Origin of the sequence: Photobacterium rosenbergii, assembly GCF_003026455.1 — a bacterium.
Taxonomy (GTDB): Bacteria; Pseudomonadota; Gammaproteobacteria; order Enterobacterales; family Vibrionaceae; genus Photobacterium; species Photobacterium rosenbergii.
The window spans coordinates 209,700-226,804 of sequence record NZ_PYMB01000006.1; the positions used below are offsets into that span (position 1 = coordinate 209,700).

A 17,105-nucleotide genomic window follows, 5' to 3' on the forward strand; every position below is an offset into this window, starting at 1 on the left:
CTTTGTCCCCCTAGCTGACATTTACTGGTATTTTCCCTGCAACAGCGCACTGGCTTGCAGGTAATCGACAACTTTTTGTTTGATGCTACTTGGTATCCACCGGGCTTTGGTTGTCAGAACCCGAATGATCTCGTCAGCCAGTGACGGGTTGACCTGATCATTGATGAGCGTTCCCAGTAAGGGAATACCATTTTGCTCCAATTTACCGATACAGGTTAACAGCTCGCTTTCCGTTGTCTTGGCAGCCGCCAGACAAAGGATGGTCGCATCGCTGGCATGGCTAAGGGCATTGATAGGCAAGTTGCGCCAGTTGGTTTGGGTCATGGTGCCAACATCACATAGGATATAGTGGTAGTCCTGCTTCCAGCGTTCGAGCGCCTGGTGAAAGCTGTGTGGCTGGCGTAAGTCCAGGATTGTCCGCTCTTCACTCGGCTGCGGGAGCAAGGTGAGTTGTTCTGTGAGCCTTACCATCGCCTCGGCTTCACCTTCTCCATTGCATTGCCAGGGCTTGGCGGTATAACCCTGTCCGCTGCCTGACAAATCCAAATCAACCAGCAAGACTTTGTGGTCTTCGGCGCAGCGTCTCGCCAGCCAGTTACAATGGGTCGAGGTGCCACATTGGCTGGAGGCCCCGGCCAGGGTGATGACCCGCGCACTGCGTTGGTGGATTTGATGGAAAAGTTGGTCGTATTCGCCGCTGAGCCAAGGTTTCATAATGCTGCTCCTAAGGCTATCAAAGTAAAGATCCCCAATACGTCCCTCAAGCCCTGGCGCCATTGTTCGCCGACCGAGTCGTTGAGGTTGGGGACATAGACAGTATCACCGGCCCTGAGCAGGGGCAGGGGATAGCGTGCCGGCTCGATGACATAGTCGCGCAAGTTGAAGGTTTGCGCTTTGTCGCCGCAACACGACGTATTCACAATCATGATCCGCTCGATGTATGCGTTGTCGGTCGGGCCGCCGGCTTCAGCGAGCAGGTCGAGAATGTTCATCTGGCTGTTGAATGGGTAACGGCCCGGTTTGTTGACCGATCCCATCAATCTTACCACCTGCTCGGAAGGCTTATCGAGCCAGTTACCTTCGAGTTTGGGCACATAAATCACATCACCGGGGACAATTTCCGGTAACAGGCTTTCATCACCGGTTTCGAAGTACATCGAAAGGTTGAGACGTGTCACCCTGGCGGTATTGTCATTACGGTGGCTGATCCGGATTTGGCGTAAGTCGGCATCGCCGTTAGGCCCGTCGGCAGCCGATAGGATATCGAGAAAACCCAACTCACGGTTGAAGGCATAGCGGCCTGGTGCGCCGACTTGGCCAAACACATAGATAGAGTCATCGGCAGACTGGCGGATCCAACTGGATTTGTTGTCTGTCGGATCGTGGGGAAGCTCATCGATTACAATCGTATCACCGGCCGTCAGACGGGGCAGTGCAGCAAAGCTTCCCCCTTCGTTGATGAAGTTATCTAGATCGAAATACAGCACGTTATCTTGCGACTGGCGGTTTTCTTTTATGATCCGGATATTGGTGATGTTGGCCTGCTGCAGCGGCCCTCCCGCGAGTGCCAGTACATCGAGGAAGGTCATGCTGACATTCCAATTGAAGCGACCGGGTGACTTCACTGCCCCCATCACCTTGATGGCTTCGGTGTCTGCGACGGTATCGACCTGCGGCACAAATATCACATCCCCGGCAACGACTTTAGGTAACAAGGCTTCATTACCGGATTTGAAGTAACGGGCCAGGTTGAAGCGGGTTACTTTGGTGGTGGTACCGTTACGGTGGGTGATCAGTACATCCTGGATATCGGCCTCGCCGGTAGGCCCGTCGGCAGCAGAGAGGATATCCAAAAAGCCTTGCTCGTTATTGAAGGCATATCGTCCGGGAGCACCGACCTGACCGAAGATGTATATTGAATCCTGTGCTGATTGGCGTAACCAGCTGGCTTTGTTGTCTGTCGGGTCGTGGGGCAGCTCGTCGAAAATAACGGTATCGCCGGCTTGTAGCTGCGGCAGCTGGTTCTGTGGCTTGCCGAGCTTGGTGAATGCCTCGAAATTGAACGTCGTCACCCGCTCTTCATCGGTACTGGCACTTTCACGCACAATGCGGATATTCGACAGGTTAGTTTGTTGTTTTGGTCCGCCGGCATGAGCGAGCAAATCCATAAAGCTCATGGTGTCGTTCCATTCGAAGCGGCCGGGGTTGTTGACAGCACCGATAATTTTTATTGCCCGGTCATTGGTCACCTTGAGCCATGATTTTTCGTTGAAATCGATTTTTTCCGGAATAAAGATAACATCGCCCGGCATCATGTCTGGAAGGGGGTAAAGAGCTGGGGCCTGGGTGTACTTGACCAGGTTGATGGTCATGGCCGCTTTGGTGCTGCTAAGCAGCTTTATCTGGGTGGTATCGGCAAAACGGGTCGGGCCACCGGCATTGGCGAGTACGTCAATAAAGCCGGTACCGGGTGAGCTTTCATACGCCCCGGGGGCTTTTACCTCGCCCATCACATACACAGTGCGTGAAGTGGTGTTGATATCCTCAACTTCTATTGGGGCAAAAATGGTCGTCCCCGGTTTGATTGGCGGTAGGTTGCTGGTATCACCGCTATCTAAATAAGCCTTGAGGTCGAACTGGTAGGGGATGTTATCGGTGATGACCCGGATCTTGGTGACGTCGGCATAGCGGGTTACCCCTTCGGCACGCATAACGGCATCGACAACGGTCATACCGGGCTTGAAGCTGAAGGTGCCGGGATTACGCAGTTCACCGAAGATGGTGATCCCTTGCTCTTCGTTGGCATCCCCGCCTTTGGTTAACGAGGCGGCGTCAAAGTCGACCTCGACGTTTCCGAGTAGCGGAGAGGCCGGGATGAAAATAGTATCTCCACCTTGCAAGCTCGGCAAACTCGCCGGATCACCGCCGTCCAGATAGGCTTTGTAGTCGAATTGCTGGCTTTGACCGTTGCGGATCAGCTTGAATTGATCGAGCTGGGCCCCGGGACGGGCACCACCTGCAGCGGTGACCGCCATTTGGATGTTGCTACCGGGCTTGAGCGAGATCATCCCCGGCTCTTCGACATAACCCAATACCCGGACTCGCAAAACCTGCTCGAGAATGCTGAGCTTGAATTCGTCGAGGTTGCGGTAGACGGTCCTCAGCTCCTCGCGGATGCGTTGCTCGGCCTGCTCAGGGGAGAGTCCGGCCACGGGGACCAAGCCTATCTCTGGCAATCTTATCTGGCCCTGATCATCAATGGTGAGGGGCTCGTTGAAATCGGCCTCGCCGGGAAGCTGGAGGAAAACCCGGTCGCCCGGCGTAAGGTTCGCCCCCCAAGCAGGGGCGATTACCAACATGCAGATGACCAAGAAAAGCCTCATCATAGCGAACCTGGACTTAGCTGCTCTTTGACAGCATGCCAGTCACTGAGTGAGTACACCCGGTGCGGAGCCCGTGTATGGTGGTCGACCAGCACCCGAGCTTCAACCTTACGATTACTCAGGCGTTCGGTTCTTGAATTGGGATCTTCATACGATTCCCGTTCACCGGCACTGAAAATGGCTATCTGGTGCGAGTCGACACCTTGTTCGATCAGGAAGCGCCTGACTGTATCTGCCCGGCGCATACCTAACTGGTAATTGCTTTGTTCGGTGCCGATGGTGTCGGTGTGTCCGGTCAGCTCTAGCTGCCAGTGGTCTTGGCGTTTTAGGATCGAAGCTGCCCGACGCAACGCATTTTGGTAATCAGGTAACAGTTTGGCACGGTTGAAAGCAAATTGGTTATCAACCCGCATTAGCAACAGGAACTGATCCCTTAGCTGGATTTCAGAATAGCGGGTATCGAGGCATTCGGTGTGGTGCTCGAGCCAATCCATCTGGCGCTGAATTTTGGCAAACTGGGTCTGGTACTCGAGCAGGGTAATATCGGCATCATCGGTAAAACCGGCTTTGTGCTCTTGGCCAGCCTTATCGTGGAGATTGGCAAGCTTCATATACTGGCCCGGCAGACAAAGCTTGGCCCCCCGGGTCGCCAGTAGTTGGAGCTCGAAGTCATGGTGTTCAAGCTCATGCCACTGATCGACGTCTGGCTCCGAATACGGGTTATCACCAGATGTCGGCCAAGTCGTACATCCACTGACGAGCATTATCAGTAGCAGGCTTGAAAGTTTTACCATATCAACATAACTCCGCTGAGGTGATCAGAGGGATCACCTTGTCAATCCTTAACATTTTCATCAGCTGGCGCGGTTGGCCGTTCACATTGAGCAGGCGTAGCTGTTTTCCTCGGCTTTTTAAGCGCTTGTATAAGAAAACAATGGCACCAATTCCGCAAGAGTCAATAAATTGTACCTGGGTCATGTCGATGATCATCTCATCATTATCGGTCAGGCTGAGTGATTCGAACTCCGGCTCCATCTGTCTGGCAAGGTGGGCATCAAATTCGTCCTGGAGCGTCAAACCGATATTGGCGTTATTTACTGCTTGATTCATAACTGGCCTTTATTGTGAGTAGTGAAGTCCTCCTTTATTAATACAAGTGCTGTGCCAACTATTGCCCGCGTTTACTAACCATGATGTAAATGGTTTTGAAAATGATGAACAAATCCATCTTGAGCCATTGCAGCGGCGAGCTCAGCGCCAGCGCGTAGGCGTGATCAAAGCCGATTTTACTTTTCACATCCTCCAAACTGCTGTCATAGCCCTGGCTGACTTGGGCTAGGCCGGTGATCCCCGGCTTCAGGCCGGCGGTTCGCTCAAGGTAAAATGGCAATGCATTTTGCAATTTGCCACAAAATTGCGGGCGCTCCGGGCGCGGGCCAATCAGCGCCATATCGCCTTTTAGGACATTGAGGAACTGGGGCAGTTCATCGAGGCGGGTGACCCGTAGGAAGTGTCCTACTTTGGTTACGCGTGGATCGTTTTGCTGGGCCCAGGTTGCCCCCGAAGCCGACTCGGCGTTGTTGGACATCGAGCGGAACTTGATGACTTCGAACAGTTCGACCTGTTGGTCGCTGATTTTGCCGACTCGCATCTGGCGGTAGAACACGGGGCCGGGTGAATCCAACTTGATCAGTAGGGCGATGACAGGCCACACAGGCAGGGTAATGATCAATCCTATGCTGGCAAGCAAGACATCGCTGGCCCTTTTCATAAACAAGGTTGATTGCGCCTGGTAGTCAGAGACCGGTGACTGGTGGCGCCAGCCTGAACGGAAATGCCCCATCAGGTAACGGGTCATCCCCAGTAAAGAGGCGGCATAACCACCGATGAAGTAATGCAGTTTGTTTGTCACCTTGTTACTAATACCGAGTAAGGGTAAGGCTGCTGCGCCATAACCGACCAACTGCAGGGCCAGCAAGGCTTGGGCAATGGCTGAGCCTTGAAAAGCCAAGATTGTTGAGACCAGTAAGTAGCCAACCAAAATAAAGGGCATCACGGTGCGCATAGCCTTGCCTGAGGTAAATAGCCAGCGGGCACCTTGATGGCTGCTGCGGAAGACAAACCGGCAACGTATCAACTGCTGCAGGTTGCCCGCCCCTATGCGCTGGCGGCGTTGGTAGGTATCCTGATCCGTTGACGGCGAGAGTTCGACGCTGTTGATATAGTGGTTGAACTGAACCTGGTAGCCCTGCTTGATAACCAGCATGGTCTGGATGAAGTCATCATTGATGGTATCTTCCGGCAATGGCGAAAACAGTTCAGCCCGCACAATGTAAAAAGCGCCGTTGCCTCCCATTACATTACCGATTTGCGATTCGGTTTGGCGTATTGCATTTTGCCATTGCCAATATTGCTGTTCACCCTCGGGGGCTTCGGCCAACAGGTAGTTACAGGTGAGGGCGCCAATTTGCTGGTCGCGAAAACTGCCGGCAGCCTGGGTGAGGGCGTCAATAGAGAGCAGGGCAGACACATCCGACATCGCAATCAAATCAACCTGACCTTTTACTGCGGCCAGCAATTGGTTGATACGTACAACCTTGCCTTTGTTGTCAGGTTCATCCATGAGCTCAAGGCGAATACCTGCCTTGGCATACCGAGTTTGCCAATCTGCGACGATATCTGCGGTGTTGTCGCTGCAGCCATCACAGCACACCCAGACCGATAGTTTCTCGGGCGGATATTCCAGCATCATCAGGTTGGCAAGTTTTGCCTCGACAAACTCAGCTTCGTTGTGGGCAGGGATGAGAATGGCAACGGAGGGCTGCTCTCCTACCTCATGATCGGCATTGGGAGTAGCAATGCTATTGTCGTTATCGTGATCTTCAGCAGCGCTAGGCGACTTACGCCCCCATACCACCATCAAACCGGTATAGATAACATGGTGATAGAAAATGATCAGGGTCAGGGCAATTAATACCATCCAGCTGATAGTCATGGTCAGCCTCTCCTATCCGTTGGCCAGGGATTCATAAGCGCTCGCCATCGTCCTGACATCGGCGAGCTGGCGAATATATTGTGTTGTCTGGGCGCAGCTATTTATTGGCCCACGGAGTTTCTCCAGTAGGCTCTGCCCCAGTACGGCGGGTTGATCCGGTGGGATAAGGTGTCCGCTGTGGGGACAAATCAAATCGGGGATACCACCGACATCGGTCGCCACCACGGGTTTGCCGCAGGCCTGTGCCTCCAGCAGTGCCAGCGGCAGTCCTTCTTGGCGCGAGGGCATACAGAACAGGTCAATGGCATGGTAGAAATTCAGCATGTTATCGCAGCGACCAAGCCAGTGGACCCGCCCTTTCAATCCCAACTGTTGTGCGAATTGTTCTAACGGCTGGCGTTCAGGTCCGTCGCCGGCGACAGCAAGCTGGTAGCATTCAGGCAGGGTTGCCAGTGCTTCGAGCATAACATCGATACCTTTTTCCTTTACCAGCCGACCGGCGCAGCCAATGATCAATGCGTCGGTTGGGAGCTGCAGCTGGTGGCGGGCTTGGGGACTTTGGCCCGGGGCATAGTGCTGGGTATCGATCCCGTTGATAATGACCTGATCCGTGTTGATCCCCAGCTCACCCAAGTGATCGGCTACCCGTGGGGCATCGGCTACCAGCTTGATCCGGCTACCTGCCAGCAAGGTGCGGGTTAGCAAGCGTTGTTTGGGGTCGTCGAGGTGCCAGCTGTCGTGCTCGGTCTGGATGTGGGTGATCCCTTTGATACCGAGGCATGCCGCTCGGCTATATAGCAACGGTCCAAGGTGGTGGGAGTGGATCACCTGAGCTTGCAAGGAGCGGATAAGGCGTCGCAATTTGAAAATAGTTTTTATATCGCGTCCCGCAGGCTTGTCGAGGAAATATAACCGCTCTGCGAGCGGGGCAAGCTCGGGCCATTGCGCAATTGCCTGATCTTTAGTGCCTTCCAATGCAACGACATGGACTTGGTTATCGTTGGAGGCAAAGCGTACAAGGTTGAGTACCAGCCTTTCGATGCCTCCAGGATTTAGGTGCTGGACAACCTGCAAGGTATGGGTAGTCATGATGCCTCCTCGCTAAAGTGTGGAATTCGGATCAACACCGGTGCCTTGGCTAGTCGGGTGATTTGGCGGCTTTGGTATAACCGCGTATCGAGTAGCTGTACGGCACAAACCAGAGATAGCCCTAGCCCGAAACCAACAAAAATACCGAGGCTGAAGTTGAGCCACCATGGCCAATTGAGTGGTTGGCCTGGGACGCTCGGGCGGGCAATGATCTGGAGTTTGTCCGGCTCTTCGAAGCGGCCCAACTGGCCGGTCACTTTGGCCATCTCGTAACGTTCGAGAAGCTGGTTGTAGATTTTGGCTTTGACGTCATAGTTGCGCTGCAGCACAGTCAGTTCTTTTTCCAGTTGGGCAAATTCGGCCCGCTTTTCTTCTAGTTGCAAGGCTTGTGCCTCAAGCAACTGCAATTCGCCTTGCAACGACTGAATTTGGTTCTCGGCCTGCTGCAGTTGTTCAAACTGGCTGATCAGGATCGGTTGGTTGGGGTTATCCAATTGCTGGGTGTTGCTGGCAATACGTTGCCACAACTGGCTGACTTGTTGCGGGTTGAGTGATTGCTGTTGGTCAACCAGGCGGGAGCGTTCCTGTTTCAGGCGATCGAGTTGGCGCAGTACTGCTTTGACCGATGAGTGGCGATCGGTATAGCTGGCTCGAAGGATCGCAAGTTCTGCTTCGGCCTTGACGATTTCGGCTTCCAGCATGCCGACGACGGGATTGGTACTGGCGAGGCGGTCATAGAAGTTATCCCGCTTGGCCTGGGCGTTAAGCAATTCGAGCTTGGTTTCCTGGATCAGGGTGTTGATCTGGGCATCATTCTGGATCCGGCTTCCCTGGAGCTGGGGGAGGTTGCTGGCATTGTCCGATTTGAATGTGGCCAATGCGCTTTCGGCGCTCTCGAGATCTGCGAGGGTCGATTCAAGCTGCTGCTGGAGAAATAGCTCAGAGCCATCAATTGAGGCCCGGCCGGGGGCTCGTAGTTTGTCGAGGAACATAGCCGCCAGTTTATTGAGGATCAGCGGCATCTCTTTGGGGGTATGCCAGTTGAGGCCAAGCTGTACCAGATCGCTGCCAACGAGATTGACACTCAGGTTACTGTTGAGCTGGCTGGTGACGGCATTGAGTTGGCTTGGGTTGTCCGGTGAGGCCAATTCAAGGTCGATAGCAACTTGTTGTAGGACGAACTGGCTATGGAGCAATACCCGTAGGGCTTTGATCCTTTTCTGCAGGTTCATCGAAATAGACAAATCCTCCAGAAATGGGTTTAGCATTGCAGCTTCCTGGACCAAGATTGTGGTTTGGGCGTAGTAGCGCTTGGCTTTAAGTGCCCCGCCTGCCGTCATCAGCAGTGGCATAACCAGTACTGGAATGATCAGCAGGTAGCGATGGTTCCACAACGCCTGCAGAAGGGGATACAGCTTGGCAAAGAGTTGGTGCCTCATGGTGCTTGCCTTTCTAATATCAAAGTATCAGCGGTTTGGGTCGGTACGTATTCCAGGTGCAGCGGGATGTTCTGGCTGTTGGAAAGGGTACTGACGGCCTGGATTCGCTTTTGTCCCTGAAGCAGGGCATCAAAGGGATTATCCAGATCGGCCGGGGCCACTTTGGCGCTTAATTGCTGGTAGGGGTTTTGTGCCAGAAAGTCACTGATCTTGCGCTGCTGTTCCGCAGTGAGTGAAATCTGTTCTGGGCTGAAGAACAGGGTCAGGCTGCTTGGCCCCGGCTGTGTGGCACAACCTACGATTAACAGGCAACCTAACGCTATCAATATCCTTTTCATATCTCCCCCTGGGTGGCTCCGTTTGCTCCTCCATTATTGGTAGCAAAAAAAGTGCCTGAAGTTGGGAGAATTGTTATCTGCCGCCTAAAAATATTGACACTTTGTCAGATGGCCAGTTTTTGCTTAATTACATCAATGGCTTGTGTGGCACGAAACGACCAGCTTTCATTGCTAACTGCCAGGTAGGCCAGTTCGGCGTGGTTGCTTCTCTGCTGGGGAGTCCATTGGCAATAGTGATCGATAGTCGCTAACCACTCGGCTTCACTACTGGCTGTGGTGATAAGGTCTCGGTAAGGGGCTGTGGCAGGGAATGGCGAGCTGATCACCGGGCAGCCTGCAGCAAGGTACTCCCTCATTTTTAAAGGGTTACAGGCGCGGATCTGTTCATTATCGACAAAAGGCAAGATCGCCATAGTCCAGTGCTGAAGATATTGGGGCAGTTGGTGGTGAGGCTTGGCAGGCAACAGCGTGATGTTGGGGTGCTGGCGGAGTGACGCAATATCACTGTCTTCTCGACCAATAAAATAGAAATTAATATTGGGGCGGGCCTTGGCAAGCCTGACGATAAGCGATTGATCGAGCCAGTTATTCAGGCTGCCGTAGAAGCCAATACTGGGTTTGTCCGGGGCGATATCCACCGGGCAGGTTGTTGCGTTTGCAAATTGCGACAAGTGCACACCATGTGGCAATAGAACGGTTTTGTCTGCGGGGAACTTAGCGTGCAAAGCGTGGCTGCAGGCAAAAATGATATCGGCCCGGGCAACTAGACGCCGTTCGGCGTCAGCAGCGAGCTGGTGGTCAACCCCGGCGAGTGCAGAAAAATCGTCCCCACAGTAGTAGATCACCAGATCACTGTCGCAGATATCCAAGTAGTCGACTGCACTGGGTAAGGCAGCCCATACTACCCGCTGAGAATGTTTGGCGCTGACTTGCCGCTTGAGTAAAAGACTATTGAGTTGCCTAGCGAGGGGATGTTGGGCCATCGGCCAGACCAGCGGCTTGATAATGGAAGTCGGCTTGGTCATTGAAGTTGCTTCGGGGCTTTCCTGTGCTGGTTGACACGAAGTATCAGCTTTCCCGGCAGCCATTAACTTCTCGCCTATTCGTAATAGATCCTTGAAATTGAGTGACGGTTGGCGCAAACCGATTGAGTTAACCCAATGCACCTCGTAGTGCTCACCAATTTCTTGGAGTAAATGCTGGCTGCTTGAGGGGTGGCGCCCCCAGTCCTCGCCGAAAACCAAAAATTCCATCTCAATACTCCAACGCTTTGATGACTTTGGCGGGGTTTCCGCCAGCCAATACCCCTGAGGGGATATCTTTGGTGACCACACTGCCAGCGGCAATCACGCTGCCTTCGCCAATGGTGACACCTGCCATGACCATGACCCCAGTTCCCAACCAAGCATTGCGGCACAGATGTATGTCACCAACTTGTTGCTCGGTGTCCGGTTTGCCTTCGGCCCTGGCTGTTGGATCCATAGGGTGGCCGGGGAAACCGGCAAGGAATACTTTACCTGCCAGGCGTACATTGTCGTCAATACGGATTGTGCGGCCAACCGCCAAGGTGTTTTGCCAGCCGATATCGACGTTGTCTCCGACAATGAGTTGTGGTGCCTGCTCTCCCCAGGCCCGGCCGCAATACGTCGCGATACCTGAAAGACGACAGTTTTCGCCAAGCGTGATATCGAGCGGCCCGATGATCTGTGGCATGCCGCAATCCAGTTGTAACTGACGGGGGCGGTTAGCCAGGCGGGAGGTAAAGACAGGGGTGAAATACCCTTTTTGCAAAATGCAATGAAGGCTTTGCTTTACTGCCAAATGCAAGTGATAGAGTCCTTTGTGCAGAAAGGGGATTGAAGGGAGTGAGCTGCCTCTTAGCTGCCGGACCATATTTTTGAGCATGGCAAAGTGGTTCGGCGCCAAGTGGGCTTTAACAAGTGCGCGCATGGTTTGCCTCCTGGTTTAGGGTGAGCCGGTCTAATGCCAGCAATAATCCGATTAAGATGTACAGTGGCCAGGTTGTTCCCTGGGTCAGGAATGTCCCGCTGACACAGAAAGATAGGGTTCCCAGCCATAGTCCCTGAGCCAGTGGCTTCATCTCATGGTGCTCGAGACGTTTGAGGAGTTGGTAACTGACACGTAGGGCACCTATTACCATAAGCAGGAATAGTACCAATCCGACGAACCCTGTCTCTGACAGGATTTGGAGCCAGGTGCTATGTACCGCATGGTTTTTACCATCCCAATGCGGCGAGTAGAAATAATAGTTGTAGTAGAAGTTATTGAGGCCGACCCCGGCAAAGGGGTTACTGACAGCCATGTTGAAGGCGGCTTGCCAGGCATAAATTCGTCCCATAGCCGACTCATCGATTCCGGCTTCGGCGGCTCCGCCGGAGCTGCGGTCGCTGATCCCTGCCAATAGCACCAGCGCCATCAGCCCGACTCCACTGATAATGCTGGGAAGAACGATTGAGCGGCTTTTTAGCAGCGCCATAGCAAAAACAACGCAGGCTATGCCGAGTAATCCTCCGCGACTCTGGGTCGCCAACACGCTCATGATCATGATGATCAGCACAACGAACGCCAATGCCCGTTGCCATTTCGGGCCATGGAAACTGTAGGCCATGGCAAATGACACGGGAAATTGCAAAACCAGCGCCAGATCGTTGGGATCACCCAGCATGGAGCCGATGTCCCGGCCAATGGTGACCCGGGTGCCTTCCACCAAGCCGATGCCATTGGTCTTGTTGAACAAGGCCAGCCCTCCAATTAGCAAACCACTAAGTAGCAGCAAATAGGGGATCACTTTTAGCTGTGGTTGGCGCTGAGGTAGCCAGCTGATAGCGAAGACCATGATGACAATCTTGATGAAGTTACCGTTAAAACTGGCAAAAGCCTCTCCACGGTTGGTGGCGAACAGGCAGGAAACCAGAACCCAGGCACTGAAAAGCAGGAAGAGGGTCTGCAAGCGGTGCCAGTTGACGGAGTCTCGCTGCAGCCAAAGTTGCCAGCCAAGCCCGGCCAGGCTGGCTAGCGCCAATAGTTGGGGGATCTTCAATGGCATTAGCAGCGGAAACGCTTCGTGGATCCGAAAATAAGAGAAAATAATGAAGCCAACACACACCAGAAAAGCCTGGCTGATGACAAAAGGCAGGACAAATAGCAAACAGGCAACCAGAATCAAATTGCCCTGGGACATCCAGGCGGTAAAAATCAGCCCGCAACATGTCAATGCCAGAAGTCCTTGGTTTTGCCGTTTCATCCGTTAGCCTCCGCTGCTTTTTTCCATCCCGTTAGCTTAGGGCGAAGCCATGGCCAGCCAACTTGTACCAATAACAGTAGGCTAAAGGCGATCTCATAGGCCACTTTGAAGTGGATATGGCTAACCAGAATTAAGGCTACGAGAGCATAGCTTACAGCTAGACGCGGCAGTGGATAGGGCAGACGTAGGTAATGCTGGCTCCAGAGATAAAACAAGCTAACCCGCAGTAGTTGTAAACCGATACCCGCCAAAATAAACGGGTAGAGCCCAAAACGGGGGAGTACAAATACCAATAGGGCGATTGCACATGCTGCACTGATCATCCCGATAGCCATGATGCTGTTGCCATCCTTCTGGTGGTAACAGCCTATGTTGAGCAGGGTGCTGGCATGTTTGAACATGACGGTGATGCCTAGAAGGGGGAGGATCTGTGCGCTTTGGTGAAATTCGGCAGGTAGCCAGAGCAATAAAAAGCGGGAGCCAACAATGATGATCCCTGCTGCAACCAAGCAACCTAACTGGCAACCCAATACACTGAGGGTTGCAGCTTGCTGGCGTTGTGCTTGAGTACCGAGCAAGCCGAAGCGCTTGGGAAACCACCACATACCAAAAGGTTCGAGTAGCAGGCTGGCAGCGATGGCCCACTGTGCAGCAATCGCATAGGGGGCTAGAGCCGCTAGGCCGAGAGTATCGGCGATGGCCCAGCGCTCAACCCCCATAACTAAAAAGCTGAGTATGCCCGAAAGGGTAATGGCACGGCCGTATTTCAATAGTAAGGCACTAAGGCCCAGCTTGGGGGCCGGGAAGTGCTTGGCGAGAGTGATGATCTGGACAATTTGTGCGACTAGACCTGCAGCCATTATTCCATCAACGCCGTACTGAGGTGCTAGAAAGATGATCCCTAGCCCTTGGACCAAAGCGAAAGCGACCTGCGCCAATACAAATTGGCTTGCAAGGTTACGTATCCTAAGGATTGCTAGCGGCACACAGCAAAGGGTGTTGAGCAACAGGGTGAGCAGCAAACAGCGCACGGCAAAAGATGAAGGGGCTCCCGGCAGGATTTGTTGCAACTCGGAGAGAAAGGCTTGCCCCAGTAGCATTATCACAGAGGCAATCAGCAAAATGAGTCCGAATGTGCAACGGAAAAAAGCGGCCTGATCGGCTTGGTCATGGGCAAAACGGTACATGGCGTCACTGATACCAAATGCCATGATCAGGGTGAGTAGACTGCCGAAGGTCACCAGTACATCAAGCTGGCCAAATTGATCTGCGCCCAGCCACTGCGTGACGAAAGGCTGGAGGCCAAGGGCAATCAGCTTGCTGCTGACCAAGCCGACAGCGTATATCGCCATAGTCATTGCCGGAGTCATAATGCTTCTACCTGTGTAGAAAGCCTTTTGGCTTGTGAAAGGGCAGTGAATTGATCCATGACCCGATCAAAGGCTCTTTGCCGGATTTGCTTGAGAGTGGAGATGGGTTGCAAGCGGTGCGTTGCCATAGCGTTAGCAAGAGCAAGGTGATCATCCATAGGTACCTGAAGACCATACTGCTGTTCGAGGATTTCATTGCATCCTGACAAGTCAGTAGTAATGACCGGAAGGCCCAATGCCATTGCTTCTTTGATGACTAGTGGGCCGGTATCTTTATCACCATTCGGGGCGATGGTGAATGGGGCGACAAGGGCTTTGTAGTCGTTGGCATGCTGGCGGTACCAAGCTGATTCCTTATGGCCGAGAAAATGAACTTGCGAGCGGGTATGAGAATTAAGCCCGAGCTGATGGGCAAGTTGGTTGAGGCTCGATCGTAGTGGGCCGTCTCCGACAATATCTAGATGGGTGTCCGGAGGGAGTTGGCCCAGTGCATGGAGTAAAGTATCAAGTCCTTTCTTCTCAACCAGTCGGCCAATAAACAAAAAGTCTTTCTTTGGTTGCCAGTTGCTATTGAGCGGCGGATATTGGGAGGCATCAATACCACAGGGTATATGCAAAACTGGACTTTTAGTTGCAGTTTGCAGTTCATTTTGCATGTCTTTGGTGACAGCGCAGATAAAGTTAGCGGCTTTCAGCTTGCTTTCAATGTCCTGTGGGGTGGCATAGATATCGGCGCCATGGCCGACAAAAGAGACGGGGATGTTGAGTAGCTTTGCAGCAACAATTGCCGTTGCCGTACTGTGCCATGCAAAGTGGGCGTGGAGGTGCTCGCATTTATCCTGCTGGGCGAGGCGCGCCAGTTGTAGCCCTTGTCGCAAAAGGGATAAGTAACAAAACCCTTGCTGTTGCCTGAGAAAATGGTGGCAGCGATGGAAGTTCCAGATATTAGCAAAAGGATACGCAGGGGCTGAAGTGAGGTAGCGGCACTGCTTTTTCAATTCACTATCGGCTGGCTGAAAGTGCTGGCCTGGGCTGAATGCATAAGGTTGAACAGCGTGTCCTAGCTTTTGCATTGCCCTGATCTCAACACCAACAAAGGTTTCAGATAATGTTGGGAAAACAGGGATCACGTATCCGATCTTCTTCATGACTTTATCCTCATTGCCCTTTGGCAGTATGTTGCTGGTGGTGTGCCTTATTGTTGTTATCCAATATTGATGCCAATACGCTTTGGCGTGTGGTTTGCATTGCGTTATCGACTATCTATATAGAGAGGCGATGATGATGAGCGTTGAAACAGAAGTAAGTGTGGTGATCCCTAATTACAATTGTCTGTCTACGCTACCTCGGGCAATCGACAGTATCCGTAGCCAAGGTGTCGCGGTTGAGATTATTGTGGTTGATGACGGCTCAACCGACGGTTCACGTGAATGGTTGGCGCAGCAGAACGATATCAAGGTGCTCTTCAGTGACCGGGCAGGAGCTTCGCAGGCGAGAAATCTAGGGATAGAACATTGCAGCAATGAGCTGATCGCATTTCTTGATGCTGACGATTACTGGCTTGGCAACAAGTTATCGCAACAGCTCGACCTCCACGACCATTACCCGGAGATGGTCATGAGTTTTACTGACTATATGCATATTACCGAAGCAGGCGAGCCTATTATCGGGTGTTTTGCATTTTGGCCACGCTTTCGCAATAAGCTCAGTGTTGAGCCTGTGACCATATTCCCTTCATTTACGCCACTCTTGTTTGCCGAAAATATGGTGGGAACCAGTACAGTGATGGTGAAAAAGTCGGCCTTGTTGAAAGTCGGTGGCTTTGACCCAAAATTGAGGTCGGCTTCTGACTGGGATTTGTGGCTCAAGGTCGCTGGAGCCGGTGAGGTTGGGGTGCTTGACTGCAACCTTTGTCATTATGTATCCGACCGGGCCGATGCTATCAGCCGGGATCATGGTAAACGACTTAATGCGATGAAGCATATCCTGGACCGCCACCGTCATGCTGTTACCAACCAGCCAATGGCATTGCTATCAGGCTATTTGCGATGGGTAACCGGCAAAGCGGAGTTCAACCGCCTGAAAAAGGCTTACCTTACTTCCGCCAGCCAAGAGCTATTCGTCCTTTGCTTGCAGCCTAATCGACGCAGGGTAAAGGCCGCAGGGCGGGATATATTGAGCCTGTTGTCATCAAAATAGACACTTATGTCATGTCTTGTCTGTTTTTTGCGCGCTTGGTGTTTTTTTTTATTTTTATGCTTGCCAATATCAATTCGCTCCCTATAATGCCGCATCACCGACACGGAGTACGGCGGCTTAGCCAGCAACGTATCGGTAAGGGAAATCACTCTTAAAAATAAATTTTCAAAAAGTGTTTGACACTGAGGATTGATTGGATAGAATGGCTGCCCTGTTCAACGAGAGATTGTTTCGATAATCGCTAATAAATCGTTGAATATATTGTTCTTTAACAATTTGACCATGCAATCTGTGTGGGCACTCGTGAAATGATAGTCAACAAAAGAATTATCAATGAAACTGAGTGACCAAATCGAATCGTAAGATTCGGCACAGTCAATTCATTCATTACTTCGGTAATGAATTAACAGTATTCATTGAGCCAAAACTTTAATTGAAGAGTTTGATCATGGCTCAGATTGAACGCTGGCGGCAGGCCTAACACATGCAAGTCGAGCGGCAGCGACATAAACAATCCTTCGGGTGCGCTTATGGGCGGCGAGCGGCGGACGGGTGAGTAATGCCTGGGAATATGCCCTGATGTGGGGGATAACCATTGGAAACGATGGCTAATACCGCATAATCTCTTCGGAGCAAAGAGGGGGACCTTCGGGCCTCTCGCGTCAGGATTAGCCCAGGTGAGATTAGCTAGTTGGTGAGGTAAGAGCTCACCAAGGCGACGATCTCTAGCTGGTCTGAGAGGATGATCAGCCACACTGGAACTGAGACACGGTCCAGACTCCTACGGGAGGCAGCAGTGGGGAATATTGCACAATGGGGGAAACCCTGATGCAGCCATGCCGCGTGTGTGAAGAAGGCCTTCGGGTTGTAAAGCACTTTCAGTTGTGAGGAAGGCATATGCGTTAATAGCGTATGTGTTTGACGTTAGCAACAGAAGAAGCACCGGCTAACTCCGTGCCAGCAGCCGCGGTAATACGGAGGGTGCGAGCGTTAATCGGAATTACTGGGCGTAAAGCGCATGCAGGCG

The 17,105-nt window shown here is 52.5% G+C and carries 14 protein-coding genes and 1 rRNA gene; 2 read left to right on the top strand and 13 right to left on the bottom strand.

Translation table 11 applies throughout. The annotated features are described in order from the left end of the window. Positions 1 to 21 precede the first annotated feature (21 nt). The 13 genes from C9J01_RS15645 to C9J01_RS15705 all read right to left on the bottom strand — a co-directional run bounded on the left by C9J01_RS15645 (position 22) and on the right by C9J01_RS15705 (position 15,027). Complete coding sequence (locus C9J01_RS15645; protein WP_107299069.1) at positions 22 to 714, bottom strand: P-loop NTPase family protein; 693 nt, start codon at positions 712 to 714, stop codon at positions 22 to 24. Further along, a complete protein-coding gene (locus C9J01_RS15650; protein ID WP_170114913.1) occupies positions 711 to 3,386 on the bottom strand; it encodes an SLBB domain-containing protein in 2,676 nt (891 codons plus the stop codon). The genes C9J01_RS15645 and C9J01_RS15650 overlap by 4 nt, the downstream gene beginning before the upstream one ends. Then, positions 3,383 to 4,177, bottom strand: a complete 795-nt coding sequence (locus C9J01_RS15655) for an OmpA family protein (RefSeq protein ID WP_107299070.1) — start codon at positions 4,175 to 4,177, stop codon at positions 3,383 to 3,385. The genes C9J01_RS15650 and C9J01_RS15655 overlap by 4 nt, the downstream gene beginning before the upstream one ends. 1 nt (position 4,178) lies before the next feature. Further along, positions 4,179 to 4,493 carry an STAS domain-containing protein gene (locus C9J01_RS15660; protein WP_107299071.1) on the bottom strand — a complete coding sequence of 105 codons (315 nt, stop codon included), beginning with the start codon at positions 4,491 to 4,493 and terminating at the stop codon, positions 4,179 to 4,181. Positions 4,494 to 4,551: 58 nt separating this feature from the next. Further along, positions 4,552 to 6,378: a sugar transferase gene (locus C9J01_RS15665; RefSeq protein ID WP_107299072.1), complete on the bottom strand. Its 1,827-nt coding sequence runs from the start codon at positions 6,376 to 6,378 to the stop codon at positions 4,552 to 4,554. Between the two features lie 12 nt (positions 6,379 to 6,390). Further along, positions 6,391 to 7,467, bottom strand: coding sequence for a glycosyltransferase (locus C9J01_RS15670; RefSeq protein WP_107299073.1), 1,077 nt, complete (start codon positions 7,465 to 7,467; stop codon positions 6,391 to 6,393). Further along, a complete protein-coding gene (locus tag C9J01_RS15675; protein ID WP_107299074.1) occupies positions 7,464 to 8,906 on the bottom strand; it encodes a sugar transporter in 1,443 nt (480 codons plus the stop codon). Before C9J01_RS15675 ends, C9J01_RS15670 begins: the two co-directional genes overlap by 4 nt. Further along, positions 8,903 to 9,244: a putative periplasmic lipoprotein gene (locus tag C9J01_RS15680; protein ID WP_107299075.1), complete on the bottom strand. Its 342-nt coding sequence runs from the start codon at positions 9,242 to 9,244 to the stop codon at positions 8,903 to 8,905. The genes C9J01_RS15675 and C9J01_RS15680 overlap by 4 nt, the downstream gene beginning before the upstream one ends. 104 nt (positions 9,245 to 9,348) lie before the next feature. Further along, a complete protein-coding gene (locus C9J01_RS15685) occupies positions 9,349 to 10,497 on the bottom strand; it encodes a glycosyltransferase (protein ID WP_107299076.1) in 1,149 nt (382 codons plus the stop codon). Between the two features lies 1 nt (position 10,498). After that, complete coding sequence (locus tag C9J01_RS15690) at positions 10,499 to 11,194, bottom strand: acyltransferase (protein WP_107299077.1); 696 nt, start codon at positions 11,192 to 11,194, stop codon at positions 10,499 to 10,501. Continuing rightward, complete coding sequence (locus C9J01_RS15695) at positions 11,178 to 12,509, bottom strand: O-antigen ligase family protein (protein WP_107299078.1); 1,332 nt, start codon at positions 12,507 to 12,509, stop codon at positions 11,178 to 11,180. Before C9J01_RS15695 ends, C9J01_RS15690 begins: the two co-directional genes overlap by 17 nt. After that, positions 12,506 to 13,879 (bottom strand): lipopolysaccharide biosynthesis protein, encoded by a 1,374-nt coding sequence (locus C9J01_RS15700; RefSeq protein ID WP_107299079.1) that lies wholly within the window; start codon positions 13,877 to 13,879, stop codon positions 12,506 to 12,508. Before C9J01_RS15700 ends, C9J01_RS15695 begins: the two co-directional genes overlap by 4 nt. Continuing rightward, a complete protein-coding gene (locus C9J01_RS15705) occupies positions 13,876 to 15,027 on the bottom strand; it encodes a glycosyltransferase (RefSeq protein ID WP_107299080.1) in 1,152 nt (383 codons plus the stop codon). The genes C9J01_RS15700 and C9J01_RS15705 overlap by 4 nt, the downstream gene beginning before the upstream one ends. Positions 15,028 to 15,163: 136 nt before the next feature. Here C9J01_RS15705 and C9J01_RS15710 point away from each other — a divergent pair, with 136 nt between their 5' ends. Together C9J01_RS15710 and C9J01_RS15715 are read left to right on the top strand one after the other, a co-directional pair. Then, a complete protein-coding gene (locus C9J01_RS15710) occupies positions 15,164 to 16,078 on the top strand; it encodes a glycosyltransferase (RefSeq protein WP_158264552.1) in 915 nt (304 codons plus the stop codon). A 430-nt stretch (positions 16,079 to 16,508) separates the two neighbouring features. Next, positions 16,509 to 17,105, top strand: a 16S ribosomal RNA gene (locus tag C9J01_RS15715); the annotation flags it as partial.

Excerpts from the sequence above, each read along its gene's own strand:
- C9J01_RS15650 (WP_170114913.1), bottom strand. The coding sequence starts at position 3,386 with ATGATGAGGCTTTTCTTGGTCATCTGCATGTTGGTAATCGCCCCTGCT.
- C9J01_RS15685 (WP_107299076.1), bottom strand. The coding sequence starts at position 10,497 with ATGGAATTTTTGGTTTTCGGCGAGGACTGGGGGCGCCACCCCTCAAGC.
- C9J01_RS15665 (WP_107299072.1), bottom strand. The coding sequence starts at position 6,378 with ATGACTATCAGCTGGATGGTATTAATTGCCCTGACCCTGATCATTTTC.
- C9J01_RS15695 (WP_107299078.1), bottom strand. The coding sequence starts at position 12,509 with ATGAAACGGCAAAACCAAGGACTTCTGGCATTGACATGTTGCGGGCTG.
- C9J01_RS15670 (WP_107299073.1), bottom strand. The coding sequence starts at position 7,467 with ATGACTACCCATACCTTGCAGGTTGTCCAGCACCTAAATCCTGGAGGC.
- C9J01_RS15660 (WP_107299071.1), bottom strand. The coding sequence starts at position 4,493 with ATGAATCAAGCAGTAAATAACGCCAATATCGGTTTGACGCTCCAGGAC.
- C9J01_RS15680 (WP_107299075.1), bottom strand. The coding sequence starts at position 9,244 with ATGAAAAGGATATTGATAGCGTTAGGTTGCCTGTTAATCGTAGGTTGT.
- C9J01_RS15645 (WP_107299069.1), bottom strand. The coding sequence starts at position 714 with ATGAAACCTTGGCTCAGCGGCGAATACGACCAACTTTTCCATCAAATC.
- C9J01_RS15710 (WP_158264552.1), top strand. The coding sequence starts at position 15,164 with ATGAGCGTTGAAACAGAAGTAAGTGTGGTGATCCCTAATTACAATTGT.
- C9J01_RS15690 (WP_107299077.1), bottom strand. The coding sequence starts at position 11,194 with ATGCGCGCACTTGTTAAAGCCCACTTGGCGCCGAACCACTTTGCCATG.
- C9J01_RS15705 (WP_107299080.1), bottom strand. The coding sequence starts at position 15,027 with ATGAAGAAGATCGGATACGTGATCCCTGTTTTCCCAACATTATCTGAA.
- C9J01_RS15655 (WP_107299070.1), bottom strand. The coding sequence starts at position 4,177 with ATGGTAAAACTTTCAAGCCTGCTACTGATAATGCTCGTCAGTGGATGT.
- C9J01_RS15700 (WP_107299079.1), bottom strand. The coding sequence starts at position 13,879 with ATGACTCCGGCAATGACTATGGCGATATACGCTGTCGGCTTGGTCAGC.
- C9J01_RS15675 (WP_107299074.1), bottom strand. The coding sequence starts at position 8,906 with ATGAGGCACCAACTCTTTGCCAAGCTGTATCCCCTTCTGCAGGCGTTG.